The sequence below is a fragment of the Mycolicibacterium setense genome, assembly GCF_000805385.1.
GTDB classification, from domain to species: domain Bacteria; phylum Actinomycetota; class Actinomycetes; order Mycobacteriales; family Mycobacteriaceae; genus Mycobacterium; species Mycobacterium setense.
In genome coordinates this window covers 937,689-964,034 of sequence record NZ_JTJW01000006.1, presented here as the reverse complement: position 1 = coordinate 964,034, position 26,346 = coordinate 937,689, and the positions used below count along the sequence as shown (strand labels likewise).

The 26,346-nt window shown below is 66.7% G+C and carries 25 protein-coding genes; 5 read left to right on the top strand and 20 right to left on the bottom strand.

Translation table 11 applies throughout. The annotated features are described in order from the left end of the window. Nucleotide 1 precedes the first annotated feature (1 nt). The 3 genes from QQ25_RS15390 to QQ25_RS15380 form a co-directional block, all read right to left on the bottom strand. Nucleotides 2-565, bottom strand: coding sequence for a cytochrome b (locus tag QQ25_RS15390; protein ID WP_052235835.1), 564 nt, complete (start codon nt 563-565; stop codon nt 2-4). Continuing rightward, entirely contained in the window at nt 562-1,641 is a 1,080-nt protein-coding gene (locus QQ25_RS15385; protein WP_234711910.1) for a catalase family peroxidase, read from the bottom strand. Before QQ25_RS15385 ends, QQ25_RS15390 begins: the two co-directional genes overlap by 4 nt. 74 nt (nt 1,642-1,715) lie before the next feature. Then, nucleotides 1,716-2,756, bottom strand: a complete 1,041-nt coding sequence (locus QQ25_RS15380; protein ID WP_039379454.1) for an AraC family transcriptional regulator — start codon at nt 2,754-2,756, stop codon at nt 1,716-1,718. Between the two features lie 89 nt (nt 2,757-2,845). On the opposite strand from QQ25_RS15380, the gene QQ25_RS15375 reads away from it, so the two are divergent. Further along, the gene (locus tag QQ25_RS15375; protein WP_039379453.1) at nt 2,846-4,225 is read left to right on the top strand and encodes a cytochrome P450; all 1,380 of its coding nucleotides are present in this window, start codon (nt 2,846-2,848) and stop codon (nt 4,223-4,225) included. Beyond that, a complete protein-coding gene (locus QQ25_RS15370; RefSeq protein ID WP_039379451.1) occupies nt 4,225-5,697 on the top strand; it encodes a flavin-containing monooxygenase in 1,473 nt (490 codons plus the stop codon). The genes QQ25_RS15375 and QQ25_RS15370 overlap by 1 nt, the downstream gene beginning before the upstream one ends. 4 nt (nt 5,698-5,701) lie before the next feature. Here the strand turns inward: QQ25_RS15370 and QQ25_RS15365 are convergent, their stop codons facing one another. After that, nucleotides 5,702-6,172 (bottom strand): SRPBCC family protein, encoded by a 471-nt coding sequence (locus QQ25_RS15365; protein ID WP_039379449.1) that lies wholly within the window; start codon nt 6,170-6,172, stop codon nt 5,702-5,704. Nucleotides 6,173-6,269: 97 nt separating this feature from the next. On the opposite strand from QQ25_RS15365, the gene QQ25_RS15360 reads away from it, so the two are divergent. Continuing rightward, nucleotides 6,270-6,872 carry a TetR/AcrR family transcriptional regulator gene (locus QQ25_RS15360; protein ID WP_039379448.1) on the top strand — a complete coding sequence of 201 codons (603 nt, stop codon included), beginning with the start codon at nt 6,270-6,272 and terminating at the stop codon, nt 6,870-6,872. 58 nt (nt 6,873-6,930) lie between these two features. On the opposite strand, the gene metK is transcribed toward QQ25_RS15360, so the two are convergent. The 5 genes from metK to mihF all read right to left on the bottom strand — a co-directional run bounded on the left by metK (nt 6,931) and on the right by mihF (nt 10,876). After that, nucleotides 6,931-8,130 carry a methionine adenosyltransferase gene (metK, locus tag QQ25_RS15355; protein WP_039319712.1) on the bottom strand — a complete coding sequence of 400 codons (1,200 nt, stop codon included), beginning with the start codon at nt 8,128-8,130 and terminating at the stop codon, nt 6,931-6,933. Between the two features lie 144 nt (nt 8,131-8,274). Next, nucleotides 8,275-9,522, bottom strand: a complete 1,248-nt coding sequence (coaBC, locus tag QQ25_RS15350; RefSeq protein ID WP_039319709.1) for a bifunctional phosphopantothenoylcysteine decarboxylase/phosphopantothenate--cysteine ligase CoaBC — start codon at nt 9,520-9,522, stop codon at nt 8,275-8,277. 18 nt (nt 9,523-9,540) lie between these two features. Continuing rightward, nucleotides 9,541-9,867: a DNA-directed RNA polymerase subunit omega gene (gene rpoZ, locus QQ25_RS15345; RefSeq protein WP_036444461.1), complete on the bottom strand. Its 327-nt coding sequence runs from the start codon at nt 9,865-9,867 to the stop codon at nt 9,541-9,543. An 89-nt stretch (nt 9,868-9,956) separates the two neighbouring features. Then, the gene (gmk, locus tag QQ25_RS15340; RefSeq protein ID WP_039319702.1) at nt 9,957-10,550 is read right to left on the bottom strand and encodes a guanylate kinase; all 594 of its coding nucleotides are present in this window, start codon (nt 10,548-10,550) and stop codon (nt 9,957-9,959) included. An 11-nt stretch (nt 10,551-10,561) separates the two neighbouring features. Beyond that, nucleotides 10,562-10,876, bottom strand: a complete 315-nt coding sequence (gene mihF, locus QQ25_RS15335) for an integration host factor, actinobacterial type (protein ID WP_003880790.1) — start codon at nt 10,874-10,876, stop codon at nt 10,562-10,564. A 498-nt stretch (nt 10,877-11,374) separates the two neighbouring features. Between mihF and QQ25_RS30185 the strand changes: the two genes are divergently transcribed. Next, the gene (locus QQ25_RS30185) at nt 11,375-11,842 is read left to right on the top strand and encodes a hypothetical protein (RefSeq protein WP_082017532.1); all 468 of its coding nucleotides are present in this window, start codon (nt 11,375-11,377) and stop codon (nt 11,840-11,842) included. A gap of 153 nt (nt 11,843-11,995) precedes the next feature. Here the strand turns inward: QQ25_RS30185 and pyrF are convergent, their stop codons facing one another. From pyrF to QQ25_RS15285, 10 genes are all read right to left on the bottom strand, one after another. Beyond that, a complete protein-coding gene (gene pyrF / locus QQ25_RS15330) occupies nt 11,996-12,808 on the bottom strand; it encodes an orotidine-5'-phosphate decarboxylase (RefSeq protein ID WP_039379446.1) in 813 nt (270 codons plus the stop codon). 2 nt (nt 12,809-12,810) lie between these two features. After that, nucleotides 12,811-16,164 (bottom strand): carbamoyl-phosphate synthase large subunit, encoded by a 3,354-nt coding sequence (gene carB / locus QQ25_RS15325; RefSeq protein ID WP_039319696.1) that lies wholly within the window; start codon nt 16,162-16,164, stop codon nt 12,811-12,813. Next, nucleotides 16,165-17,298 (bottom strand): glutamine-hydrolyzing carbamoyl-phosphate synthase small subunit, encoded by a 1,134-nt coding sequence (gene carA / locus QQ25_RS15320; protein WP_039379444.1) that lies wholly within the window; start codon nt 17,296-17,298, stop codon nt 16,165-16,167. Continuing rightward, the gene (locus tag QQ25_RS15315) at nt 17,295-17,795 is read right to left on the bottom strand and encodes a PH-like domain-containing protein (protein ID WP_039319691.1); all 501 of its coding nucleotides are present in this window, start codon (nt 17,793-17,795) and stop codon (nt 17,295-17,297) included. The genes carA and QQ25_RS15315 overlap by 4 nt, the downstream gene beginning before the upstream one ends. After that, a complete protein-coding gene (locus QQ25_RS15310) occupies nt 17,792-19,123 on the bottom strand; it encodes a dihydroorotase (protein WP_039379443.1) in 1,332 nt (443 codons plus the stop codon). The genes QQ25_RS15315 and QQ25_RS15310 overlap by 4 nt, the downstream gene beginning before the upstream one ends. Continuing rightward, nucleotides 19,120-20,076: an aspartate carbamoyltransferase catalytic subunit gene (locus tag QQ25_RS15305; protein WP_039319689.1), complete on the bottom strand. Its 957-nt coding sequence runs from the start codon at nt 20,074-20,076 to the stop codon at nt 19,120-19,122. Before QQ25_RS15305 ends, QQ25_RS15310 begins: the two co-directional genes overlap by 4 nt. Further along, the gene (pyrR, locus tag QQ25_RS15300) at nt 20,073-20,630 is read right to left on the bottom strand and encodes a bifunctional pyr operon transcriptional regulator/uracil phosphoribosyltransferase PyrR (RefSeq protein ID WP_039319686.1); all 558 of its coding nucleotides are present in this window, start codon (nt 20,628-20,630) and stop codon (nt 20,073-20,075) included. The genes QQ25_RS15305 and pyrR overlap by 4 nt, the downstream gene beginning before the upstream one ends. A 101-nt stretch (nt 20,631-20,731) precedes the next feature. Beyond that, nucleotides 20,732-22,015: an MFS transporter gene (locus QQ25_RS15295; RefSeq protein WP_039320577.1), complete on the bottom strand. Its 1,284-nt coding sequence runs from the start codon at nt 22,013-22,015 to the stop codon at nt 20,732-20,734. A 117-nt stretch (nt 22,016-22,132) separates the two neighbouring features. Further along, nucleotides 22,133-23,545 carry an aldehyde dehydrogenase family protein gene (locus QQ25_RS15290; protein ID WP_039379441.1) on the bottom strand — a complete coding sequence of 471 codons (1,413 nt, stop codon included), beginning with the start codon at nt 23,543-23,545 and terminating at the stop codon, nt 22,133-22,135. An 18-nt stretch (nt 23,546-23,563) separates the two neighbouring features. Then, nucleotides 23,564-24,691: an NDMA-dependent alcohol dehydrogenase gene (locus tag QQ25_RS15285; protein WP_039379439.1), complete on the bottom strand. Its 1,128-nt coding sequence runs from the start codon at nt 24,689-24,691 to the stop codon at nt 23,564-23,566. Nucleotides 24,692-24,848: 157 nt separating this feature from the next. Here QQ25_RS15285 and QQ25_RS15280 point away from each other — a divergent pair, with 157 nt between their 5' ends. Continuing rightward, entirely contained in the window at nt 24,849-26,051 is a 1,203-nt protein-coding gene (locus QQ25_RS15280; protein ID WP_039379438.1) for a serine hydrolase domain-containing protein, read from the top strand. A gap of 48 nt (nt 26,052-26,099) precedes the next feature. Here QQ25_RS15280 and QQ25_RS15275 read toward each other — a convergent pair whose 3' ends face one another. Beyond that, nucleotides 26,100-26,291 carry a hypothetical protein gene (locus tag QQ25_RS15275; RefSeq protein WP_039319675.1) on the bottom strand — a complete coding sequence of 64 codons (192 nt, stop codon included), beginning with the start codon at nt 26,289-26,291 and terminating at the stop codon, nt 26,100-26,102. Between the last annotated feature and the right edge of the window lie 55 nt (nt 26,292-26,346).

The following is a 26,346-nucleotide window of genomic DNA, read 5'->3' as shown; positions in this document are numbered from 1 at the left end:
GCTACCCCTTGGAGTTCTTGCTGGGCCACAAGCTCATTCGACGGATGATCCCGTCGCGTAGCCCCACGGTGTGGAACACCATCGCGCAGATGTGCGCGGTGAACGTCGCGAACAGTAAATAGGCGCCGACGGTGTGGGCGGTGCGCAGTGCCGCATACAGGGTGAGGTTGTGCGGGGCGATCGCCGGTAGGTGTATCGCCCCGGCCAACACAACGGGTGACTGGGCGGCCGACAGCATGGCCCACCCGATCAGCGGCTGCACCAAAAGCAGTGTATACAAGAGGTATTCGGAGTAGCTGGCAACGCGGCGCTCGACCGGACCCATCGTGGTCGGGAACGGCGGCAGCCGACGAGTCAGCCGGTTGACGAGCCGCACGATCGCGAACATCAGGATCGCGATGCCCAGCGGTCGGTGAATCGCCAGTAGCAGCGGGTAGTAGCTGAGCGCGGCAATCATCGTCACGCCGATGAAGAACTGCGCGATCACCATGACCGCCATCGACCAGTGCAGCAACCTGGCCGCGAGATTGAACCGCGTGATCGGCGGTTTCGTTTCGGTGGTCACTGCGCGTCCCCGGGAACGACGACTGCGCTGGGCGACTTGGGTTCTCGGGCCCTCCGGTTGAACGAGCGGGCGTAGACCGCCGATCGCGCGGCCGGTAGCGGGTCATCGGAGACTGCCAGCCCGTCGGGCAGCACCAGCGGATCGAAGTTGATGTCGCGAGCGTTTCCGGGCGCCTCGGTGTGGACCGCGTCGATGGTGATGGTGCCCGCCTCGATCGTCGGGCGATTCTGTGGCCACGGCAGTGTCGGGTCATTGGTGGGGTCGCCGGGTTCGGCCAGGGTGAGGATCAGTTTCCAGCTGACCGGACCCCGGGAGACCGTGTCGATCAGTCCGTCGAAAAGACGGTTCTTGTCGTTGTTCTCGGGTGCTTCGGCGGTGTGCACCGGCTGCACCGGCTCGGCCGCCCACCGGATCGCCGTGGCCTCCCCCTGGGCGTTGGTGGCGCGAAAAGCGTTGAGGCCCCGGTAGGTACTGTCGGCGAACCCAGCGCTGGGAGGGTTCTGTTTGATGATCTTCATCGCCGCGGCCGTCTCCGGGTGATCGGCCAGGAACGCCGCCATCGCTTGCGGATCCGGCTTGCCGGTCTGCGGCTGTGGGCGTGACGCGAGCATCCGGTCATAGAAGCCCTGCGGCGTGTTGTCGGTGAACACCGGGATGTTGACCATCGCGGTGCGCCACTGTTCGCCGTCGGGAAGCCGGAACATCAGGCCGAGACCCCGGACGGTGTCGGTCTTGTCGGGTTGGTCGGGCAGCCCACCCGAGAGCGAGAACCTGCCGACGACGGGCACCGTGCCGGGCGCGAACACCGCCGCCCGGCTCACTGCCGCGCCGGCACCGGTGCTGGTGAACGTTCCGGTGGCGGCCAGGCCCTTGGCATGGTTGCGCCGAAATCCGTCGTGCCGGCCGGCGATCTGCTCGAAGCGGTCGGCGAAGTCGGCCGGAGTCAGGGCGTCGGGTCGCAACCATGCCGCCGCCTCGGCCAGTCCGCCGACACCGACGGCAGCGACACCACCGACCGCGGCCAGACCGAACAGTGCTCTCCTGCGGTTGAGCGCCGGACTGTCATCGGATTTCATCGTGGTCGTACCCCTATTCGCCGTCGGATCCTGTCCAGTGTGAAACGGCGCACCGCCGCCGGCCGTTCAATCTGTCAGCGTTTCTGCGAGAACGTACCTGGCGGCACCCCGTGCCAGCGCTTGAACGCATGGCAGAACGTCGAGGTCTCGGTATAGCCCAGGCGCCGCGATACCTCGTCGACGGTCAGCCCCACGTTGCACAGCAGGTCGCGCGCGAGCGTCGAGCGCGCCTCGTTCACCAGTTCGCGGAACGAGGCGCCCTCGTCGGCGAGCCGGCGCCGCAATGTGCGTGGATGCATATCGAGTTCGGCGGCCACCTCGGGCAGGGACGGGAACTGCCCGGTGTCGCGAAAAAGCTTGCTACGCACCACAGCAGTGATGCCGCGGCGTTGTTCATAACGCTGCATCAGCGCATCGCACTGGGCGATGCACAGGTCGAGGGTGTACGGATCAGCTTGCGGCAGCGGCTCGTCGAGCATGGCTCGGGGAAAATGCAAACGGGAGTGGGCACGGCCGAACGCCACATTCGGTAGCGGCATCAAGGCCAGCAGCGGCTGCATCACGTCCTCGTCGATCGACACCTCGGCAGATATCCGGTCGGCGTACTGTGCCACCACCGGATACGCGAAACTGGTTGTGGTGGCGATCATTCCCGCGATATCCCGTTCGACGAAGAAGCGTTGGACATCGCGGGGCAGATGACCGGCGTTGAGTTCCAGCACGCAGTCATCGGCACCTTCGAACAGCTGCAGATCGATCTGCAGGGTGGTCAGGGCGAAATACCGCATCCCGATGCTGAAGAGTTCGCGCAGCGTGGCACACGACATGACCGCGAACCCGAACAGCCCCATGTGCGTCAGCGCCGACCGGCCGCCCACATCGATACCCAGCCCTGGCACGTCGGGAAGCCGGGCCTGCAGGTGGCGGACCGCCAGGACCTCGTCATGGGCGCTGATCACGCCGTCGGGGTCATCGAGATCCGCTGGCGTCACACCGGTTCCGGCCAGGACCTGTGCCGCAGTGACGCCGCGTTCCGCCGCCACCTCGCAGAGCACCCGGGTGGCATGGACCGGATGGCACACGTCGGCCGACCACGATGTGCCCGACCTGGCCATGGTCCACCTCCACCCCACTGTCCCAAAATCCCAACTCTGTGTCCGATAGTCCCATTCCTCATGGGTGGTGTCACTCATACGCTGAATTCATGGCGGCGCCGGCGGCACGACTCAGCACGTGGACGATGACCCGGGAGGCCATCACGGTCGGATTCAGCACCGACGGAGGATTCCTGGCCCGCACCCAAGGCCGGGATATCACCAGATTCCGCTGCGCAGGACGACGCTTCGTCTCGATCACGCATCCCGACTACGTCGACCACGTGCTGCACCAGGCCCGCCTTCGCTACGTCAAATCCAACGAGTACGAACCGATTCGGGCCGCAGCCGGCATCAACCTGCTGACCGACGAAGGCGACTCCTGGGCGGGCCACAGATCCGCACTCAATCCGACATTCGCGCGCCGTCACCTCAATACGATCGTCGACCTGATGATCGACCCGATCGAACGGGCGACCAACGAGCTCACCGAACAGGGCGACGGCGTGCAGTTCGACATGCACACCGCGATGGTGGAAACGACCCTACGGGTGGTCTCCAACGCACTGTTCAGCCAGGATTTCGGCCCGATCGTGCACAGCATGCGCGACCTCACGACGCGTGGACTCAGACGCACCGAACTGCTGGCCCGGCTCGGACTGCTCGGACTGCTCCCCCGCCCGGTCTACGACGCGATGGCCTCGAGCACGTTCTCCGGGATCCGGCTGCCCCCACCGCTGCGTGAAGGCCAGCGGATCGCCCTGGCTCTGGATGACGCGGTCAACACCGTGCTCGACGACCGGATATCCCATCCCACCGAATCGGCCGACCTGCTCAACGTGTTGTTCGGCGCGGACGACGGAACCTGGCCCCGGCAGCGCGTCCGGGACGAGGCACTGACCTTCATGCTCGCCGGACATGAGACGACCGCCAACGCGATGGCGTGGTTCTGGTACTTGCTGGCACGTCATCCCGAGGTCAGGGACCGGATGCTGGCCGAGGTGGATGAGGTGGTCGGGGCACGCCGTCCGACGGCCGCCGACCTGACCCGGCTGCCGTGGACGACCGCGTGCCTGCAGGAGTCGCAGCGGTACTACTCCGCGGTGTGGATCATCGCGCGCGAGGCCGTCGAGCCCGACGACATCGACGGTCACCACATCCGGCCCGGCACCACGGTGATCATCCCGACCCACCAGATCCACCACGACGAGCGGTGGTGGTCCGACCCGGAAACCTTCGATCCCAACCGATTCCTCGGCGATGCAGCCAAAAACCGTCCACGCTCGGCTTATCTCCCGTTCGGCGGTGGGCGCCGCATCTGCATCGGACAGAGTTTCGCGCTGATGGAGATGGTGCTGATCGCCGCGATCATGAGTCGACGGTTCGTGTTCGATCTCAATCCTGGCCACTCGGTGGAGTTGGAGGCTACGTTGACGTTGCGACCCAAACACGGCGTCCACATGATCGGACGCAGCCGGGAGGTGGCTTGATGCCCGACTTTCACACCCTCATCGTCGGCGCCGGGTTCTCCGGCATCGGCACCGCGATCGCCATGGACAGGGCGGGCCTGCACGACTACCTGATCGTCGAGGCCGGCGATGGGGTCGGCGGCACCTGGTTCTGGAACACCTATCCCGGTGTGGCCGTGGATATTCCGTCGTTCTCCTATCAGTTCTCGTTCGAGCAGTCGCGGCGCTGGTCACGCACCTATGCCCCCGGCGGCGAGCTGCGAGACTACGCCGACACCTGCGTCGACAAATACGGACTGCGGCCGCGGATCCGGTTCAACACCACCGTCACCCGTGCGGTGTTCGACGACGCCGAGAACCTGTGGCGGCTCGACCTCGATTCCGGCGAGACGCTCACAGCGCGGTTCCTGGTCAACGCCAGCGGGGTGCTGACCATCCCGAAGCTGCCCGACATCGACGGCGTGGACTCCTTCGCGGGTACCACGGTGCACACTGCCCGCTGGGACCACACCCTGGACTTGAGCGGCAAGCGCGCCGCGATCATCGGCACCGGCGCATCCGCGGTGCAGGTCATCCCGGAGATCGCCCCGAAGGTCAAGCAGCTCACCGTGTTTCAGCGCACCCCGATCTGGTGCTTCCCGAAGTTCGATGTGCCGATCCCGCCGATCGCCCGCCGGCTGATGCGGCTGCCCGGCGGCCGGACGCTGCACCGGCTGATCAGCCAGGCCTACGTGGAGTTCACCTTCCCGCTGGCCGCGCAGTACTTCACCGTCAACCCGTTCGCCAAGCGGGCGGGTGCCGCCGGCCGGGCCTACCTACGCCAGCAGGTGCGCGACCCGGAGGTGCGCGACAAGCTCACACCCCGGTACGCGGTGGGATGTAAGCGACCTGGCTTCCACAACGGCTATCTGGCCACATTCAACCGGGACAACGTCCGGCTGGTCACCGAACCGATCGACAAGATCACCGGTTCGGGTGTCGCGACCGCTGACGGTGAGAGCCACGACGTCGACGTGCTGATCCTTGCCACCGGCTTCAAGGTGATGGATGTCGACGCGCTGACCTTCGACATCGTGGGATCGGACGGACAGTCGCTGAGCGAGTTCTGGAAGCAGCACCGGATGCAGGCCTACGAAGGGGTCAGCGTGCCCGGCTTCCCCAACTTCTTCTCCGTGATGGGCCCGTACGGCTACGTCGGATCGTCATATTTCGCGTTGATCGAGGCCCAAACCCGCCATCTGGTGCGGTGTCTCGCACAGGCGGACAGGAAGGCGGCCCGCCGCGTCGAGGTCCGCCAGGACGCCAACGATCGGTACTTCGCCGAGATGATGCGCAAGCGTCACCGCCAGATCTTCTGGCAGGACAGCTGCAATCTGGCCAACAGCTACTACTTCGACCGCAACGGAGACGTGCCACTGCGGCCGGCGACCACCCTCGAGGCGTACTGGCGCAGTCGCCGCTTCCCGCTGGACGACTACGCGTTCACCTCGTAGCCCTTCAGGATTCGGCGCATGCCTTGATGGCGTTGAGAGTCTGCTCCATACCGGCTTCCAGCGATTCGGTGAAGGCCTGCTGTCCGCCGAGATGCGACTCGGTCAGGTCGAGCGAAAGTTGGGATATTCCGTCAGGGGTTTCGCGCCGTTGGGTGAGCACGGTCGCGGCGCCGTGAGCGCTGATCGAGAACGACCAGATCGTGTAGTTCTCGGCGATCCGGAAGGCGATCTCCTTGTCGGGCGCGTACCGCACCACCTCGCCGTGGGTGATCCACTCAAGCTCACCCTGGTGATTGAGGTTGGTGAACGTGGATCCGAGCCGGATCTCACCGTCGGATTCGCGCACCTTCACCGATACCACCTGCGGGCTCCACTCGGGCATGCGTCGGATGTCACGGATGATGTCCCACACCGCAGCAGGTTCCTTGTCGATGGTGATCCGGCGTTCCAGTAGCACCTCGAAGGCGGTGGCCATTGCTCCTCCAATCTATGCGACCGATCGGTCGCATATAGGCTGAGTTGACCGTACGCGCTCGTCCGCCCGGCGTCCAGGGTGTGGCTACTGTGAGCTGATGACCGCTTTGCCTGCAGCTGACGGGCGGCGGGCGCGCGGTGACGCGACCCGCCGACTGGTCGCGCGCACCGCAGCAGACGTCGCCACCACACACGGCCTGGAGGGAATCACCGTAGGTGGTTTGTCCGCGTCGACCGGGGTGAGCAAGAGCGGCATCCTCACGGTCTTCGGCAACCGGGAGGCGATTCAGCTGGCCGCAGTGGCCGAGGCACGCCGGGTCTACATCGACGTCGTCATCCGTCCGGCGCTCAGCGCTCAGCCCGGAGCCGCGCGGCTCGACGCCCTCCTCGATTCTTGGTTGGCGTACCTGCGCGCCGAGGTGTTCCCGGGCGGCTGCTTCGTATCGGCGACATCGGTCGAGTTCGGGCATCGCAGTGGGCCCGTGGCCGACGCCGTGCGAAACCTGAAGCGGGAGTGGCTGGATCTGCTGGAAAATGAGTTCTCCGTGGCGGGTTCGTCCGATCCGGCCGAAGACGCCTTCCGGTTCGACGCCTACCTGTCTGCGGGCAACACCCGTCGTGAGCTGTTCGGCACCGATGCCGGGCTGGAGTGGGCACGCCGGCTCGCCGGCGACGTCGTACAGAACTACCGACGGGGGTAGGACAGGGGTAGACAGCAACAGCCCCCGATCAGCGATCGGGGGCTGTTGGCAGGAAGAACTAGACCGAGGCCTTCAAGTCGTCGACCTTGTTCAGCTGCTCCCAGGGCAGCTCGATGTCGGTGCGGCCGAAGTGGCCGTACGCTGCGGTCTGCGCGTAGATCGGCCGCAACAGGTCCAGATCGCGGATGATCGCGCCGGGACGCAGATCGAACACGCTGCTGATGGCCTTCTCGATACGGGCCGGGTCGACGGTCTCGGTGCCGAAGGTCTCGACGAACAGACCGACCGGAGCGGCCTTGCCGATCGCGTAGGCCACCTGCACCTCGACGCGTTCGGCCAGCCCGGCGGCGACGACGTTCTTGGCCACCCAGCGCATCGCGTACGCGGCCGAACGGTCCACCTTTGACGGATCCTTGCCGGAGAAGGCGCCGCCGCCGTGACGGGCCCAGCCGCCGTAGGTGTCGACGATGATCTTGCGGCCGGTCAGGCCGGCGTCACCCATCGGCCCGCCGAGAACGAACTTGCCGGTCGGGTTGACCAGCAGGCGGAAATCCGAGGTGTCCAGCGTCTCGTGGTTGAGATCGGCCAGCACGGTGTTGACGACCTTCTCCCGGATGTCCGGGGTCAGGGTGCCGTCCAGGTCGATCCCGTCGGCATGCTGGGTCGAGAGCACCACGGTGTCGAGCCGCACCGGCGTCTTGCCGTCGTACTGAATGGTGACCTGCGTCTTGCCGTCCGGGCGCAGGTAGTCCAGCACGCCGTTCTTGCGGACCTCGGTCAGCCGGCGCGACAGCCGGTGAGCCAGCGCGATGGGCAGCGGCATCAGCTCGGGGGTGTCACCGATGGCGTAGCCGAACATCAGGCCCTGATCGCCGGCACCCTGGGCGTCCAGCGGATCGCCGGCGCCCTCGACCCGTGCCTCATGGGCGGTGTCCACACCCTGGGCGATGTCAGGCGACTGCGCGCCGATGGCGATGTTCACACCGCACGACGCGCCGTCGAAGCCCTTGGTCGACGAGTCATAGCCGATCTCCAGGATGCGATCCCGCACGATCTTCGGGATGTCGGCGTAGGCGGAGGTGGTGACCTCACCGGCGACGTGCACCTGGCCGGTGGTGACCAGCGTCTCCACCGCGACGCGCGACTTGGGATCCTGCTCCAGCAGCGCGTCGAGCACCGAGTCGCTGATCGCATCACAGATCTTGTCGGGGTGTCCTTCGGTTACCGACTCACTGGTAAACAGGCGACCTTGGCTCACGGTCTGCTTCCTTCCTTGCCGATCTGAAAAGTCTTCCAGTCTCAAAACTACTTAGTTAGGCGAATGATATCTATTCCCTGTTGCACCCAAGCGCGTGGGACGCGAATCCGCAACCCTTAGCCGCATCTTGATGTGTGCGTCGGATCACCCGTCGAGCTTGCCCAGAAACGCGGCGATCGAGTCCACGATACGGGTGGCCATCAGAGTCTTCGAACCATGCTCGAGTGCGACCTCGGCACCGTCGGCGCTCAACAACCAACCGTCGTTGTTGTCGACCTCGAACGCGCGGTTCTCCCCCACCGCGTTGACCACCAGCAGGTCACAGCCCTTGCGTTTCAGCTTGGCCCTGGCGTGGAACAACACGTCGCCGTTGGCGTCACCCGTCTCGGCAGCGAAGCCGACGATGGCCCGCATGTTCGGCAGCTGCCCCTCGCCCCGGGCCCGCACCGCCCCGGCGAGCACGTCGTCGTTGCGGACGAGCTCGATCGAGCTGGGCTCGGACGCGCCGCCCTTCTTCATCTTGCTGGCCGCCACCTGCGCCGGGCGGAAGTCGGCGACGGCCGCGGCCATCACCAGGACATTGGACTCGGGAGCGTACTTGGATACCGCGTCGCGCAATTGGGCGGCGGAGCCGATGTGCTCGACCTGGACGCCGGCCGGGTCGATCAGGCCCGCGGTGTTACCCGCGATCAGCGTCACGTCGGCGCCGCGCTGGGCCAGGACCCGGGCCACGGCGTAACCCTGCTTGCCGGAGCTGCGGTTGCCGATGAACCGGACCGGATCGAGAGGTTCGCGGGTACCGCCGGCCGTCACCAGGGCCTTGATGCCGGCCAGGTCATGGGGAAGCGCGTCGGCGCGCTCCAGCAGGAGCTGCGCGAAAGTGACGATCTCCTCCGCCTCCGGCAGCCGACCCGCGCCACTGTCGGCTCCGGTGAGCCGGCCCGATGCGGGTTCCAGCACCACCGCGCCCCGGCGGCGCAAGGTGGCCACGTTGTCGACGGTGGCCGGGTGGAACCACATCTCGGTGTGCATGGCCGGGGCGAACAGCACCGGACATCGCGCCGTCAGAAGGGTGGCGGTGAGCAGATCGTCGGCCCGGCCGGCCACCGCGCGCGCCAGCAGATCGGCGGTGGCGGGGGCGACGACGACGAGATCGGCGTCCTGGCCGATCCGGACATGCGGAACCTCGTGCACGTCGGTGAACACACCGGTGTGCACTGGATTGCCCGACAGGGCTTCGAACGTGGCAGCTCCGACGAAGCGCAGAGCCGATTCGGTGGGCAGCACGCGCACCGAATGGCCGGCCTCGGTGAGTTGACGGACCAGGGTGCACGCCTTGTAGGCGGCAATGCCGCCTGCGACACCGACGACGATTCGCTTACGCGCGCTCACGTCCCGGCCCTGGCCTGGCTACTCGCCGCCCTCGGTGTGCTCGAGCAGATCTTCGTGGATCTCCCGCATCGCGATGGACAGCGGCTTCTCCTGCAGACCGGGCTCGACCAGGGGGCCGACGTATTCGAGGATGCCGTCGCCGAGCTGGTTGTAGTAATCGTTGATCTGGCGGGCGCGCTTGGCGGCGTAGATCACCAGCGCGTACTTGCTCGACGCGCGGTCCAGCAACTCGTCGATGGGCGGGTTGGTGATGCCCAGCGGCGTGTCATAGGCGCTGGCGGCGGACGAATCGATACCCAAGTCGTCCGCAGCGGCCAGCTGCGCGTCGGCGTGCGGGGTGCTCACGAAAAAGTCTCCTGGCGGTTAGCGAAAATGCGTTTAGTGGACAGCGTGCGGGCTCGCGGACCCGATCACGTCGGTCCCGGCACGATGAGTCATCGGCTGTCCACCAGCAAGGATACCAATTCAGCGCACGCGGTATCCAACTGGCGGTTCACAACCACCTGGTCAAAGTCGGACTTGGCAGCCATTTCGGCCCGCGCCGTCTCCAATCGCCTGGCCATCACCTCGGGCGATTCGGTGCCCCGGCGCGACAATCGGCTGACCAGTTCGTCCCAGCTCGGCGGTGCCAGGAACACCGATATGACCTCGGGCATGGCCTGCTTGACGGCTCGCGCACCGGCCAGATCGACCTCGATCAGGACCGGACGCCCGGCCCGGGTGGCGTCCCGCACAGGCTGGGCCGGCGTTCCGGAGCGGTGCAATCCACCGTGGATGTCGGCCCATTCGAGCAGCTCGCCGTCGTCGATCAGCTGCTGAAAGCGTTCCGCGGACACGAATGTGTAGTCGACACCGTCGACCTCCCCCGGCCGCGGTGCCCTGGTCGTGACCGAGACAGAGAAATACAAGTCGGGAAGCCGCTCCCGCAAACAGCGGATCACGGTGGACTTCCCGACGGCGGAGGGACCGGACAACACGACGACCGGAGCCGTCGATATGCGTTGTCCGGCCCCTCTACCAGCACTCAATCCGGGAGCCTCTACTGGTCGAACTTCTCCAGGAGGGCCTTGCGCTGACGATCACCGAGGCCGCGCAGACGGCGGGTCGGGGCGATCTCCAGCTCGGTCATGATCTCCTGCGCCTTGACCTTGCCGACCTTGGGCAGGGCCTCCAGCAGCGCGGAAACCTTCATCTTGCCCAAGACCTCATCGGTCTCGGCGTCGGTGAGCACCTGCTTGAGGTTGGTGCCGCCGCGCTTGAGTCGATCTTTGAGCTCGGCTCGCGCTCGACGTGCGGCAGCAGCCTTCTCCAACGCTGCCGCGCGCTGTTCGTCGGTCAACTGGGGAAGGGCCACGGGTTCCTCCGTCTCCTGGCGATTCTTCTTCGGCCATCTCTTGTTTTTTACGGCTGGAGTGCAAACCAGCCAGCGACGACGAACCTACCCACGCTGGCTGACTAAAGCGAACGCCACCCCCTGGTTACGACGCCAAAAGCCCAGCGTGTAGTGCGCGCAGACGACACCCGACCGGTCCGCGAAAATAGCTTCTGGCATCGCCCGCGACACCGCGCCGGGCCGGATATTCCTGCAAGTCAATGGGTTTCGGTCGCCCGACAGCTAACTACCCACGTGTCCGACAGCGGTTCCGACACCCCCGCCCCCGGTTACCACCCGGTATTCGAGAAAATTTTCGCTGGTCACGGCGTGTCGGGCGTGTCGAGACCCCTGACACGCACGTCAAGCCGGTGCGTTTCGCGACGCCTAAGCCGCGCCTAGTTGCCACATAGCGATTACACAGCTTGGCTAAATAACCTCCCCAGGTCGGGTATCCATGACCCCGAAGGGAAGCTGGACATGAACATCAAGCGTCTGACCTGCAGTTCTGCCGTCGTCATCGCCCTGGGAACCGCTGTATTTGGCGCGGGGGCCGGCGTGGCAGCCGCGCAACCGGGGCCGCCGTGCGGATTCGGCAACTGCCAGGGACCTGGCGGGCCGGGTGGGCCTGACCGTCCCGGGGGCCCAGGAGGCCCAGGAGGGCCCGAACACCCCGGTGGGCAGGGCGGACCAGGCGGACCGGGTTGGCAGGGCGACCACGGCGGGCCAGGAGGGCCAGGCGACCGCGGCCCAGGCGGACCCGGCGGACCTGATGACCGCGGTGGGCACTGGGGCCCGCCACCCCCCGATCTGTCCTGGCGCGGGATGGACCAGGGCCGATTCGACCACCAGCCGTTCAACTACAACGGCAGGTGGGTGACACCGCTGTTCAATCCGGATTTCAACGGATGGGGCTTCTGGTTCTTCGGCATCTGGATCCCGCTGTGACCGGCTGCGCCGCAATGGTTCTGACGGTCGGCTGCCCAATCCGACTGCGCTGAGCGGCTTCTCGCATCATCGCTTTCTACGGCTGGGTCGCGACAACGCGACGACCGCGACCCAGGCGTGGAAAACGGCGGGGACACGATCAAAACGGCGCCGTCAGGCGAGGTAGGCGACCTCGTCGCGAAAGCGTTCGGCCGCTGCCCGCAGATCGGCCACGGCCGGGCCGGCCCGCAGCACCTCACGCGACACCGCGGGCAACACCAGACGGGCTCCCCCGAATCCGCGCAAGGCGTCGGTACGCCCGCCCTGTGCCCCGACACCGGGCGCCAGCACCGGCCCGCCCAGGTCGCTGAGATCGGGCGGATCGGTCACCGTCGCCCCGACCACCACGCCGACCGAACCGGTGGGCACGCCGGCCGCTCGATTCACCGCCGCCACATCGTCGACGACGGACTGCGCCACGGTGCGGGTCCCCGCCATGGCGCGCTGCACGCTCGCGCCCTCCGGGTTGGAGGTGGCTGCCAGCACGAATACCCCACGGCCATGGGCCGCGGCGACATCCAGCAGTGGCTGCAGCGACCCGAAGCCCAGGTAGGGCGATGCCGTGACGGCATCGGCCGCCAACGGCGAGTCACCGGCCCACGCCGCGGCGTAGGCCGCCATCGTGGAGCCGATGTCCCCGCGCTTGGCGTCGGCCAGCACCAGCACGCCGGCGGCGCGCAGGGCCGCCGTGGTGCGTTCCAGCACCGCGAAACCGGCCGAACCGTAGGTCTCGAAGAAGGCCACCTGTGGCTTGACGATCGCGAAGCCCGCGAAAGCCGTCACGCAGATGTCGCAGAACGCGGCCAGTCCGTCGGCGTCGACGGCGAGGCCCCACGCCCGCAGCAGCTCCGGATGCGGGTCGATGCCGGGACACAGCGGCCCCCGCGTCGACACCGCGGCGGCCAGCCGTTTCCCGAAAGTCTCCATCGTCAGTGCGATCCCAGCTCACTGTGCAGTTCCTGCAGTGACATCACGCCGATGTCGCCGCGGATGCCCGCCTCGATTCCCTGTACCGCGGCCGAGGCTCCCTGCACCGTCGTCACACACGGAATGTTCATCGATACTGCGGCCGAACGGATCTCGTACCCGTCGACACGCGGCCCGGAATTCCCGTACGGCGTGTTGATGACCATGTCGACCTCACCGGCCTTGATGGCGTCGACAGCGGACGGAAGGTCGTCGCGGCCCGTGGGTTGCTCAGAGTGCTTGCGCACCTCATCGCAGGGAATACCGTTGCGGCGCAGCATCTCTGCGGTACCTTCGGTGGCCAGCACCCGGAACCCCAGATCGGCCAGCCGCTTGACCGGGAACACCAGTGAGCGCTTGTCACGGTTGGCCACCGACACGAAGACGGTGCCCGAGGCCGGCAGCGACCCGTAGGCAGCGGTCTGGCTCTTGGCGAATGCGGTGCCGAAGTCGTGGTCGATGCCCATCACCTCGCCGGTCGACTTCATCTCCGGTCCCAGCAAGGAGTCGACCTGGGCGCCGTCGGCGCGGCGGAACCGGTGGAACGGCAGCACGGCTTCCTTGACGGCGACGGGAGCATTGCGCGCGACGGCGGCCCCGTCACCGGTCTTGTTCAGCAGGCCCTCGCCGCGCAGCTCGGCGATGGTGGCACCCAGCATCACCCGGGCACAGGCCTTGGCGAGTGGCACGGCCGTGGCTTTTGAGACGAACGGCACGGTACGGCTGGCGCGGGGGTTGGCCTCCAGCACGTAGAGCACGTCGTCCTTGAGCGCGTACTGGACGTTGAGCAGTCCGACCACGCCGATGCCGTGGGCGATGGCCTCGGTGGCGCGGCGCACCGCCTCGATGTCGCTGCGGCCCAAGGTCACCGGGGGCAGCGCGCACGCCGAGTCACCGGAGTGGATACCGGCCTCCTCGATGTGCTCCATGATTCCGCCGATGTACACCTCGTTGCCGTCGCACAGCGCATCGACGTCGATCTCGATCGCGTCTTCGAGGAACCGGTCGACCAGCACCGGGTGTTCCGGCGACAGCTGGGTGGCGCGGGCGATGTAGCCCTCCAAGGTCGCCTCGTCGTAGACGATCTCCATGCCACGCCCACCCAGAACGTAGGAGGGACGCACCAACACGGGGTAGCCGATGTCGGAGGCGATCCGCCGCGCCTGCTCGAAGCTGGTGGCGGTGCCGAACCGCGGCGCGGGCAGGCCGGCGTTGACCAGGACCTCGCCGAAAAGCCCACGGTCCTCGGCCAGGTCGATGGCGTCGGGCCCGGTGCCCACGATCGGGACCCCGGCTTCTTCGAGGCGTTTGGCCAGACCCAGCGGGGTCTGACCGCCGAGCTGGACGATCACGCCGACGACGCCGGGACCGGCCCCGTCCTCACCCTTACCCGACGCATCCTCGGCGTAGTAGACCTCCAGCACGTCCTCGAAGGTGAGGGGCTCGAAGTACAACCGGTCGGCGGTGTCGTAATCGGTGGACACCGTCTCGGGGTTGCAGTTGACCATCACGGTTTCGAATCCGACCGCGCTCAGTGTGGTCGCGGCATGCACACAGCTGTAATCGAATTCGATGCCCTGCCCGATCCGGTTCGGGCCGGAACCCAGGATCAGCACCTTGGGCTTCTCGGTCTGCGGGGCCACCTCGGTCTCGGCGGCATGGTCGAGCTCGTAGCTGCTGTAGTGGTAGGGAGTCTTGGCGTCGAACTCGGCAGCGCAGGTGTCGACGGTCTTGTACACCGGGTGAATACCCAGCCGGCGGCGCAGTGCGCGCACACCCGACTCGCCGGCCAATTCCGGTCGCAGCGCGGCGATCTGGCGATCCGACAGCCCGCTGTGCTTGGCCCGCCGCAGCAGCTCGGCGTCGAGCACCGGCGCTTCCAGCAGCTCGACCCGAAGTGCCACCAGACCGGCGATCTGCTCGATGAACCACGGGTCGACACCGGAGGCCTCGGCCACCTGCTCGACGCTGGCGCCCAGGCGCAGCGCATGCTCGATGTCGTAGAGCCGGCCGTCCACCGGGGTGCGCAGGCCGGTCAATAACTGCTCAACGGTGACGTCGGGGTCCTCCCCCGTCCAGAACCCGGCCCGGCTGGTCTCCAGCGACCGCATCACCTTGCCGAGAGCCTCGATGAAGTTGCGGCCCAACGACATCGCCTCACCGACCGACTTCATCGTGGTGGTCAGCGTGGCGTCAGCTCCCGGGAACTTCTCGAACGCGAATCGCGGCGCCTTGACCACGACGTAGTCCAGGGTCGGCTCGAAGCAGGCCGGGGTCTCTTTGGTGATGTCGTTGAGGATCTCGTCGAGGGTGTAGCCGATGGCCAGCTTCGCGGCGATCTTGGCGATCGGGAAGCCCGTGGCCTTCGACGCCAGCGCGCTCGACCGCGAGACACGGGGGTTCATCTCGATGACGATCAGGCGGCCGTCGCTCGGGTCGATCGCGAACTGGATGTTGCAGCCGCCGGTGTCGACACCGACCTCACGCAGGATGGCGATCCCCAGGTCACGCATCTTCTGGTATTCGCGGTCCGTCAGCGTCATCGCCGGCGCCACGGTCACCGAGTCGCCGGTGTGCACACCCATCGGGTCGAAGTTCTCGATCGAGCAGACCACCACGACGTTGTCACGGCTGTCGCGCATCAGCTCGAGCTCGAATTCCTTCCACCCGTAGATGGATTCCTCGATCAGCACGTTTGCCGAGGGCGAAGCGGCCAGGCCGTCGCCGGCCATCCGCTCGACATCCTCGGCCGAGTACGCCATGCCGGATCCCAGGCCGCCCATCGTGAACGACGGCCGGACCACGACCGGAAGGCCCAGGTCGGCCACCGTCTCGCGGACCTCGTCCATCGTGTAACAGACACGGCTGCGGGCGGATTCACCGCCGACCTTGGCGACGATGTCCTTGAACTTCTGCCGGTCCTCACCGCGCTGGATGGCCTCGAAGTCGGCGCCGATCAGCTCGACCCCGTACTTCTCCAGCACACCGTTGTCGTGTAGGGCCACCGCGGTGTTCAGCGCGGTCTGGCCGCCGAGCGTGGCCAGCACGGCGTCGATCTTGTTGCCGCGCTCGGCTTGCTGGATGATGACCTTCTCGACGAACTCCCAGGTGATCGGTTCGACGTAGGTGTTGTCGGCGTACTCGGGATCGGTCATGATCGTCGCCGGGTTCGAGTTGACCAGGCTCACCTGGATGCCCTCGGAGCGCAGCACCCGGCAGGCCTGGGTGCCGGAGTAATCGAATTCGCACGCCTGGCCGATGACGATGGGGCCGGACCCGATCACCAGCACGTGGTTGAGGTCAGAGCGACGTGGCATCTACTTCTCTCCTGCCATCAGGTCGACGAACTGGTCGAACAGGTACTCCGCGTCATGTGGTCCGGCCGCGGCTTCCGGGTGGTACTGCACTGAGAACGCCCGGCCGTTGGCCAGCCGGATGCCTTCCACCACACCGTCGTTGGCGCAGGTGTGGCTGACCTCGGCCGAGCCGAACGGGGTGTCGAACACCTCGCCCTTCTCGCCTTCGAGTGCGAACCCGTGGTTCTGGGCGGTGATCGCGACCCGTCCGGTGATGTGATCGATCACCGGGATGTTGATGCCGCGGTGGCCGAACACCATCTTGTACGTGGACCGGCCGAGTGCCCGGCCCAGGATCTGGTTGCCGAAGCAGATGCCGAACAACGGGATTCCCGCGCTGAGCACCTCGCGGGTCACCGCGACGATGTGGTCGGCGGTGGCCGGATCGCCAGGACCGTTGGACAAGAACACGCCGTCGGGCTTGAGGTCGGCGATCTGGTCGAAGGACACCGACGACGGCAGCACGTGGCTGCGGATGCCGCGGCGCGCGAAGTTGCGCGGGGTGTTGGTCTTGATACCGAGGTCAACCGCCGCGACCGTGAACCGGTGGTCGCCTTCTGCTTCAACGATGTAGGAGTTCGCGGTGCTGACCTCACCGGCCAGATCCGCACCCAGCATCGAGGGCTGGTCGAGAACCCGGGCCACCATTTCGTCCACGGACGCCAACGCATCTCCGGAGAACACGCCGGCTTTCATCGACCCGCGCGTACGCAGGTGGCGCACCACCGCCCGGGTGTCGATCCCGGCGATGCCCACGATGCCCTGCCGCACCAACTCGTCGTCGAGTGTTCCGCTGGCGCGCCAGTTCGACGCCCGCGGCGAGGGGTCACGCACGGCGTAACCGGCCACCCAGATCTTGTCGTCGCGGCTTTCCCCGTCCTCGGTGTTCCAGCCGGTGTTGCCGATCTGCGGTGCGGTGGCGACCACGATCTGGCCGTAGTAGCTGGGATCGGTGAGTGTTTCCTGGTAGCCCGACATGCCGGTGGAGAACACCGCCTCGCCCAGGGTCTGACCGACCGCCCCGAACGCCGTACCGGTGAAGACGCGCCCGTCCTCGAGTACCAAGACCGCCCGATCATTTCGCTTGTTCGTCATTCCTCTTCCTCCAGCCAGCGGTCGTACTCTGCGCGATTGTCAGCGCGGAATCCGGTGTCGATCTCGGTGCCCGAGGGCAGCCGCCACCTGATCGCCAGGATTCCGTCGTAAGTCAGTGCCTTGCCGGCGATTCCGCGTTCGGTGCGAATCGCGACGATCGACTCGGCGGGAATCCAGATGGGCCCGGCGCCGCTGCGCTGCACCATGATTCCCTCGGGATAGCGAGTCAGCACCGCCTTGGCGCGGAAGCCCAGGTCCCCCGCGGCGACCTTGTCGTTCCAGTGCGGCACCAGCGTGGTGCCGACGTACATTCCTTTGGTGGCCGCGATCGTCGGTGCGCCGACGGTGTCGGGTAGCGGTGGCAAGGTGCCGATCAGCTGGGCCTGGCGTTGTGCGCGATGCACCCAGCCACGCATCATCTGGCGGATCAGGAACGCGATCAGCACGGCCAACAGAGCCGCCATCACCAGCGATGCGATCAGCGTGGCAGTGTTCACTCTTTGGATCCCCGGGTCGCTGCGCTCCTGCCCGCCGGTGCCGACTTCCCGTCCAGCGCGGTGATCCGGCCCCGCAGCAACGTGGCAGTCACCTTCGCGGGCAGCGTCATCGATTCGAATGGCGTGTTGTCCGAGCGGCTGGCCAGCGAATCGCCTTCGACCGTCCAGCTCGCGTCGGGATCGATCACGGTGAGGTTGGCCGGCTCCCCCACCTCCAGCGGCCGGCCCTGATCGGGCAGGCCGACGATGGCGGCGGGGGCCTCACTCATCACCTTGGCGACACCGCGCCACGTCAACAGTCCCGGACGCACCATCGTCTCGGCCACCACCGACAGCGCGGTCTGCAAGCCGAGCATGCCCGGCCGGGCCACCGAGAACTCGCAGCACTTCTCATGCTCGGCGTGCGGTGCATGGTCCGTTGCGACGCAGTCGATCACTCCGTCGGCCAATGCCTGACGCAGGGCCTCGGCGTCGCTGGATTCCCGCAGCGGGGGGTTGACCCGATTACGTCCGTCGTAGCTGGCCAGCCGGCCGTCGTCGAGCAGAAGGTGGTGCGGGGTAACCTCGGCGGTGATCGAAATACCCTGTGCCTTGGCCCATTTGAGCAATTCCACGGTGCCGGCCGTCGAGGCGTGGCAGATGTGCACCCGTGCACCGGCGTCGCGGGCCAGGATCGCGTCACGGGCGACGATCGACTCCTCGGCGGAGCGGGGCCAACCCGCCAAGCCGAGCTTGGCCGCGTTGGGCCCTTCGTGAGCGACGGCGCCGACGGTCAGCCGCGGCTCTTCGGCATGCTGGGCGATGAGCACCCCGAGGCCGGTGGCGTATTCCAGCGCGCGCCGCATCACCAGTGGATCGTGCACGCACAGGCCGTCGTCGGAGAACATCCGGACCTGGCCGACTCCGTCTGCCATCAGGCCCATCTCGGTGAGCTGCTTGCCTTCCAGGCCTACGGTGACGGCGCCGACCGGGTGCACGTCGACGAGCCCGACCTGCTGGCCGCGATTCCACACGTGGTCGGTGATCACGGCCGTGTCAGCCACCGGATCGGTGTTGGCCATCGCGAAAACCGCGGTGTAGCCGCCCAGAGCCGCTGCCGCGGAACCGGTTTCGATGTCCTCGGCGTATTCGCGGCCGGGCTCGCGCAGATGGGTGTGCAGGTCGACGAAGCCGGGCAGCAGCACCTGGCCACTGGCTTCGATCAGCTCGGCGGAATCGGAACCGATCCTTGGTCCAATCTCCACGATCTGCCCGTCGGCGATCAGCACGTCGAGCGGCTCGCCCTCGCCGTAGAGGCGGACCCCGCGAATGAGTACCTGATGCGTCATACGCTGATCGCCTCTCGATCCGCGCCAACCAGCAGATGGAACAGCACCGCCATCCGCACGTGGACACCATTTGAAACCTGTTGCAGCACAGCTGATTGTGACGAATCCGCGACCGGGAACGCGATCTCCATGCCGCGCAGCATCGGCCCCGGATGCAGCACGACGGCGTTGCCGGGCAGCATGGCCTGACGCTTCTCCGAGAGCCCGTAGCGCACCGAGTATTCGCGCGCGGACGGGAAGAACGCCCCGTTCATACGCTCGGCCTGAACCCGGAGCATCAACACCGCATCGGCGGCGGGCAATTCGGCGTCCAGATCGTGCGACACGGTGACCGGCCAGCCGGACACCCCGACCGGCAGCAGCGTCGGCGGCGCCACCAGCACCACCTCGGCGCCCAGCGTGCTCAGCAGCGAGACATTCGACCGGGCGACCCGGCTGTGCAGCACGTCGCCGACGATCACCACCCGCTTGCCCTCGATGGAACCGAGCCGCTGGCGGATGGTCAAGGCGTCGAGCAACGCCTGCGTGGGATGTTCGTGCGTACCGTCACCGGCGTTGATGACGCTGGGCCCTCCGCCGCCGTCTTCGGCGGTCCACTCGGCGAGCTGTTGCGCGGCACCGGATGCGGGGTGGCGGATGATCAGGGCGTCGGCTCCGGCGGCACGCAGCGTCAGCGCCGTGTCGCGCAACGACTCCCCTTTGGCCACCGAGGATCCCGACGAGCTGACATTGATCACGTCGGCGCTCATCCACTTGCCCGCGACCTCGAACGACACCCGGGTACGGGTGGAGTTCTCGTAGAACATGGTGATCACGGTGCGGCCGCGCAGCGTGGGCAGCTTCTTGACCTCGCGACCGAGCAGCGCCTCCCGGAAGCGGTCGGCGTCATCGAGTATCGCCGTCGCGTCGTCACGGCTCAGGTCCTGTGCCGCCAGAAGATGACGTGTCGTCATTTCGAAATCACCACCCCGTCACGGTCATCGTCCTCGGACAGCAGCACATGGACACTCTCGGTGCGGGAGGTCGGGACGTTCTTCCCGACGTAGTCGGCACGGATCGGAAGCTCGCGGTGACCGCGATCGACCAGTACCGCCAGCTGCACCACCCGCGGGCGGCCGATGTCGCGCAGCGCGTCCAGGGCCGAGCGCACCGAACGACCGGAATACAGGACGTCGTCGACGAGGATGACCACGGCGTCGTCGATGCCGCCGGGCGGAATGGATGTGGCCGCCAAAGGTCGCGGCGGCTTGAAGTTGAGGTCATCGCGGTAGAGCGTGATGTCCAGGGCCCCGACCGGCAACGCGACATCGGCGAACTCGGTGATCTTGGCGGCCAGGCGCGTGGCCAGCGTGACGCCGCGAGTGGGGATGCCGAGAAGAACGACCCGCTCGCGTTCGGCCGGATCGTCAAGAGCCGTCTTCTCGATGATCTGATGAGCGATCCGGGAAATGGTGCGGCCGACGTCCGCCGCAGACAACAATTCCCGGTCGGCACTTGAAGAGCCCATGAGGTGACCCTGACCTCCTTCTCCGCCTCTCGGGACGGATCGTTAAAGGACGTCGAACTGCGGGGTAGCTTAGCAGGCCGCAAACGCCGGGCCCGCCACGGTCACCTCGCGGAGTCGCTCGCGACGGCCTCCAATTCGGTTCCCTTCGTCTCCGGCAGCAGCACGGTCGAGACGATGCTGACGACGACGAATCCCGCCATCATCGCCCCTACCGCCCAGCTACCCAGCGTGGCCACCAAGACCCCGGCGACCAACGGTGGAATCGCCCCACCCACGATGCCTGCCAGATTGAAGGCGAGACCCGCGCCGGTATAGCGGTAACGCGTGGCGAAAATCTCAGGCAAGAATGACCCGATGGGCCCGTAGGACAGCCCGAAAATGCAGAAGATGCCGACGATCGCCACCGCGAAGCCCACCGCGGAACCCGAGTCGATCAGCGGCATCACCACGAAGGCCCACGGCAGGGCAAGGACGAAGCCGGCGAGGATGACGCGTCGCCGGCCGTACCGGTCACACAGCACTGCCGACACCGCCGAGAAGATCATCAGCGCGACGCCCGCGAGCACACCGACACCCAGGATCAGGCTGCGCGGGTGGCCGATGCGGGTGCTGGCATAACTCATCAGGTAGGTGCCGCCCAGAAAGCTCATCGTGAAGATGCCGACCATGCATCCCGCCGCCAGCGCCACCTGTCTGGTCTGGGTGCGGAACAGTTCGGCCAGCGGCGCCTTGGGCACACCACCGGCCACCTGCTCACGGGCGAAGACCGGTGTCTCGTCGATGCTCAGCCGCACATACAGCGCCACGACCAACAGGACCGCACTGAACAGGAACGGCAGCCGCCAGGCCCAGTCCAGGAACATCGCGCTCTTCTCGCCGATGGTCACACTGACCGTGAAGACCACCAGGTTGCTCACCGCGAGCCCGGCGCCGGCACCGAGCTGGGTGAACATCCCGTACATGCCGCGTTTCCCGGCCGGCGCGTACTCGGCGCTCAACAGCGCCGAACCGGCCCACTCCCCGCCGACGGCGAAGCCCTGCAACAGCCGCAACCCCAGCAGGATGATCGGTGCGGCGACACCGATCGTGGCGGCGCTGGGCACCAACCCGACACAGACCGTCGACACACCCATGATCAACAGCGTCGCGATCAGAGTCTTCTTGCGGCCCAATCGATCTCCGAAGTGGCCGAACACCGCGGCGCCGATCGGGCGGGACAGGAACGCGACCGCGAACGTGCCGAGTGAGGAGATGGTCGCCATCGTCGGCCCCATGTTCGGGAAGAAGACGTGGGGAAAGATCAGGGCAGCGGCGGTGCCGTAGATGTAGAAGTCGTAGAACTCGATGGCGGTGCCGACGAAGCTGGCGAACGCCACCCGCTTCATGGGGTGGGGCTCGGTGCCGAGCGCCTGGCCGGGATCGCCTTCTACCTGCTCCTGCTGGGTCATCTGCCTCTTCTCACGCCACGGAATTCGCCAGAGAAGTATTCACCGCCGCGCCGGTCACCGCTGAATCGACTTGATCTCCAGGAATTCCTCGAGCCCGTAAACCCCGGCCTCACGCCCGTTGCCCGATTGCTTGTAGCCCCCGAACGGTGCGTTGACGTTGAAGGCGCCCGCGTTGATCTGCACCTGGCCGGCACGGATCCTGCGGGCGATCTTCTCGGCACGATCCTGCGACCCGGACCAGACTGCGCCGGCCAGACCGTAATCCGTGGCGTTGGCGATGCGTACCGCGTCGTCCTCGGAGTCGTAGGCCTCGATCACCAGGACCGGACCGAAAACCTCCTCCTTGTGGATCGTCATGTCCTCGGTGACATCGGAGAACACCGTCGGCCGCACGAACGCACCCGGCGCGCCGGTGTCGGTCTCGCCACCGGTGACCAGACGTGCCCCTTCGGTCACCGCGGCGCGGATATGGCCGAGCACCCGTTCCTGCTGCGCCCGGGACGACAGCGGGCCGAGCGCGGTGCCTTCGTCGGCCGGATCGCCCACCGGCAGCGCATCGGCAGTCGCCTTCGCGAGTGCCTCCACCTCCGCCAGCTTGTCGCGCGGGACGATCATCCGGGTCAGCGCCGAGCAGGTCTGCCCGGAGTTGAGCATCATCGTCTTGACCGACGCGGGTACGACCGATTCCAGGTCGGCGTCGTCGAGAATGATGTTGGGACTCTTGCCTCCCAGCTCCAGCGAGACGCGCTTGACGGTGCGGGCGGCGACTTCCTGCACGCGGCGGCCGGCCCGCGTGGAGCCGGTGAAGCTGACGATGTCGATGTCGCCGTGCCCGGCGATCGCCTCGCCGACATCCGCCCCGGTGCCGAACACCATGTTGAATACGCCTGGGGGAAGCCCGATCTCGTCGATGATCCCGGCGAGCTTGATCGCGCACAGCGGGGTGATCTCGCTGGGTTTGACGACGACGGTGTTTCCGGCGGCCAAACCGTACGCGACTTTCAGAGCGATCTGGTGCAGCGGGTAGTTCCAGGGGGTGATCGCGCCCAGCACGCCGAACGGCTCCCGCACGATCGTCGATCCCCGGTACTCACTTTCGAACTCGTACTCTCGCACGATGTTGGCGGCCTCGGCGAAACTGTTGAGCGGCAGCCCCAGCTGGATCGCTCGGGAAATCGAGATGGGACAACCCATCTCGGACGAGATGGTGCGGGCCAGGTCCTCGGCGCGTTCGGCCATCTTGCCTGCGATCGCGGCGAGGTAATCGGCACGCTCACCGACCGGGGTGACCGACCACGCTCCGAAGGCGGCCCGCGCCGCCGATACGGCGGCATCGACGTCGGCGGCGGTGCCGGCCACGACTTCGGCGATCACCTCGTCGTTGGCCGGATTGATCACGGGTATGCGGGTCGTTCCACTCGAAACCGCCCACTTGCCGTCTATGTAGTTGCTGTCGTGGTTCTGCATGGTCTCCCTTTTTCCGGTTCAGTAGTCGGCGTCGGAGTACACGACGAGACCGCGAAGGTTCTTGCCGTCGAACATGTCCCGGTACCCCTGGTTGATGTCCTCCAAGCGATAGCGGGTGGTGACCAGCTCGTCGAGCTTGAGATCGCCGGAGCGATAGAGATCGAGCAGCCTGGGTATCTGGGTGCGGGGCCCGACGCCACCGAACACCGCGCCTTGCACCCGCTTCTGCAACAGCGTCAGCTCGAACAGGTTGAGGTCGACGGTCGATTGGGTGAAATCGCCCATGCCCGTGACGATCACCTGTCCGCCCTTGCCGGTGAGGCTCAGCGCCTGCTGGATGTGTTCGCCTTTGATCTCACCGACCGTGATGATCGAGACCTCGGCCATCTTTCCCCAGGTGAGTTCGGGAAGCTCCGCAGCAGCCGCCTCGACCGAAGCGAAGGTGTGGGTGGCACCGAACTCGAGCGCCTTCTTTCGTTTGAACTCGACCGGGTCGATCGCGACGACAAAGCGGGCACCCGCGAACCGCGCACCCTGCACAGCGTTGATGCCGACACCGCCGACGCCCATCACGACGACCGTGTCCCCCGGCCGGGTGTCACCGATCTCGGTCGCCGAGCCCCAACCGGTGGAGACACCGCAGCCGAGCAGTGCGGCCACCTCCAGCGGCACGTCCTTCTCGATCTTGACCACCGAGGCCTCGCTGACCGTGACATAGGGCGCGAAGGTGCCGAGCAGGCACATCTGGATGACGGGCTGACCATCGCGGGTGACCCGGTAGGACTTGTCGGCGACGGCCTGCCCGGTCAGCAGGCCCGCGCCCTCGTCGCAGAGGTTCTGGAGCCCGGTGGCACACGACGGACAGGTGCCGCAGGCCGGGATGAAGGCGAGCACGACGTGGTCGCCCTCGGACAGCCCGGTGACTGCGGGCCCGACCTTGGTGACCACGCCGGCCCCCTCGTGACCGCCGAGGACCGGCATGAACGGCACCGGACTACTGCCTGCGACGACATGTGCGTCGGAATGACACAGGCCCGATGCCGCCAACCGCACCTGGACCTCGCCGGCAACCGGGTCGCCGAGGTCCACCTCACAGATGGTCCACGGCGCACCGACCGCCTCGACGACAGCTGCCTTTACTTTCACGGGAATCTCTTTTCTCGTGGTGCCTGACACACTATTGGGCCAACTGAGAGGTGAATCACTAATCGCACCGTAAAGGCACGGCCTTGTCACGCCCGGCCCGGGGTCGCGGTTCGGGCTAGCGCCAATGAGGCCGCTGCCGCTGGATAGGCTGGTCCGGATGAACCTCGACGGCAATCAGACGTCCATCCATGAGGCGATCGATGCCGGGCTATTGGCCGGCGCGGTCACGTTGGTGTGGCAGGCGGGCAAGGTACTCCAGGTGAATGCCTTGGGTCACCGCGACGTCGACGCCCAGCTACCGATGCAACGGGAGACCATCTTCCGGATCGCCTCCATGACAAAGCCTGTCACGGTGGCGGCGGCGATGGCCCTGGCCGAAGAGGGCAAGCTCGCACTGAACGAGCCGGTGACGCGATGGCTGCCCGAGCTGGCCGACATGCGGGTGCTACGGGAAGCGCGCGGCCCGCTGGACCGCACCGAGCCGGCACGACGGCCCATCACCTTCGACGATCTGATGACTCACCGCAGCGGGCTGGCCTACGTGTTCTCGGTCCTCGGTCCGCTGGCCTCGGCCTACGGCAAACTGTCGCTGCGCCAAGATCAGGACCGCTGGCTGGCCGAGGTGGCCGCATTGCCACTGGCACACCAGCCCGGTGAGCGCCTCACCTACAGCCACTCCACCGATGTACTGGGGATCGCGCTGTCCCGCATCGAGGGCAAGCCGCTGTCCCAGGTACTCGACGAGCGGATCTTCCAGCCACTGGGCATGGCCGACACGGGGTTCTCTGTCGACGCAGCAGGCCGGCGGCGCAGCGCCACGATGTACCAACTGACCGCCGAGAACAAACTGACCCACGATGTGATGGGCCCGGCGCCGATCACCGACCCTCCGTTCTGTACCGGTGGGGCCGGGTTGTTCTCCACAGCCGACGATTATCTGAAGTTCGCCCGAATGCTGTTGGGCGGCGGCACGATCGACGGTGTGCGCGTTCTCTCCGGCGAGTCGGTGCGGTTGATGCGTACCGACCGGCTTACCCCCGAGCAGAAGCAGTTCCAGTTCCTCGGCGCCCCGTTCTGGGTCGGCCGGGGCTTCGGCCTGAACTTGTCGGTGGTGACCGATCCGGCGAAATCGCGACAGTTGTTCGGTCCGGGTGGGCTCGGCACCTTCAGTTGGCCCGGCGCCTACGGCACCTGGTGGCAGGCCGACCCGTCAGCGGATCTGATTCTGATCTATCTGATCCAGAACCATCCGAATCTGGGCGTGGACGCCGCGGCCATCAGTGGTAACACCTCGCTGGCGAAATTGCAGACCGCACAACCCAAATTCGTCCGACGCACCTATCAGGCGCTCGAGCTCTAGCGCTGCGCGCCGGCTCTCCGCCCGAGCGCGTTGGTCCCGATGGGCTCCTCACGAGCCCTGCGCCGCCGCCAGTTTGGCCTCGGCGATGCGGTAGAAGCCGTCGAGGGCGGGCTCTTCGATGCTGAGGTACTCACAGACGACGTCGCGGGCGACTCCGGCGTCGCGCAACCGCAGTGCCAGCGAGTACGGCAACGGGAGCTGTCGCAGCGCCCGTTCGCGCCTCTCGCCTTCGTCGGCCATGCGACTCAGCATGCGACGGTTCGGTGAAACCGGACCGAGTAACCCCATACCCGAA

What these genes read in the sequence shown, in the direction of transcription:
- QQ25_RS15305 (WP_039319689.1), bottom strand. Translation starts at nt 20,076, where the DNA reads ATGACGACACGTCATCTTCTGGCGGCACAGGACCTGAGCCGTGACGAC.
- QQ25_RS15360 (WP_039379448.1), top strand. Translation starts at nt 6,270, where the DNA reads ATGACCGCTTTGCCTGCAGCTGACGGGCGGCGGGCGCGCGGTGACGCG.
- QQ25_RS15380 (WP_039379454.1), bottom strand. Translation starts at nt 2,756, where the DNA reads ATGGCCAGGTCGGGCACATCGTGGTCGGCCGACGTGTGCCATCCGGTC.
- QQ25_RS15370 (WP_039379451.1), top strand. Translation starts at nt 4,225, where the DNA reads ATGCCCGACTTTCACACCCTCATCGTCGGCGCCGGGTTCTCCGGCATC.
- carB (WP_039319696.1), bottom strand. Translation starts at nt 16,164, where the DNA reads ATGCCACGTCGCTCTGACCTCAACCACGTGCTGGTGATCGGGTCCGGC.
- QQ25_RS15275 (WP_039319675.1), bottom strand. Translation starts at nt 26,291, where the DNA reads ATGGCCGACGAAGGCGAGAGGCGCGAACGGGCGCTGCGACAGCTCCCG.
- pyrF (WP_039379446.1), bottom strand. Translation starts at nt 12,808, where the DNA reads ATGGAGACTTTCGGGAAACGGCTGGCCGCCGCGGTGTCGACGCGGGGG.
- QQ25_RS15310 (WP_039379443.1), bottom strand. Translation starts at nt 19,123, where the DNA reads ATGACGCATCAGGTACTCATTCGCGGGGTCCGCCTCTACGGCGAGGGC.
- pyrR (WP_039319686.1), bottom strand. Translation starts at nt 20,630, where the DNA reads ATGGGCTCTTCAAGTGCCGACCGGGAATTGTTGTCTGCGGCGGACGTC.
- QQ25_RS15295 (WP_039320577.1), bottom strand. Translation starts at nt 22,015, where the DNA reads ATGAAGCGGGTGGCGTTCGCCAGCTTCGTCGGCACCGCCATCGAGTTC.
- QQ25_RS15280 (WP_039379438.1), top strand. Translation starts at nt 24,849, where the DNA reads ATGAACCTCGACGGCAATCAGACGTCCATCCATGAGGCGATCGATGCC.
- carA (WP_039379444.1), bottom strand. Translation starts at nt 17,298, where the DNA reads ATGACGAACAAGCGAAATGATCGGGCGGTCTTGGTACTCGAGGACGGG.
- QQ25_RS15365 (WP_039379449.1), bottom strand. Translation starts at nt 6,172, where the DNA reads ATGGCCACCGCCTTCGAGGTGCTACTGGAACGCCGGATCACCATCGAC.
- QQ25_RS15375 (WP_039379453.1), top strand. Translation starts at nt 2,846, where the DNA reads ATGGCGGCGCCGGCGGCACGACTCAGCACGTGGACGATGACCCGGGAG.
- QQ25_RS15290 (WP_039379441.1), bottom strand. Translation starts at nt 23,545, where the DNA reads ATGCAGAACCACGACAGCAACTACATAGACGGCAAGTGGGCGGTTTCG.
- QQ25_RS30185 (WP_082017532.1), top strand. Translation starts at nt 11,375, where the DNA reads ATGAACATCAAGCGTCTGACCTGCAGTTCTGCCGTCGTCATCGCCCTG.
- QQ25_RS15385 (WP_234711910.1), bottom strand. Translation starts at nt 1,641, where the DNA reads ATGAAATCCGATGACAGTCCGGCGCTCAACCGCAGGAGAGCACTGTTC.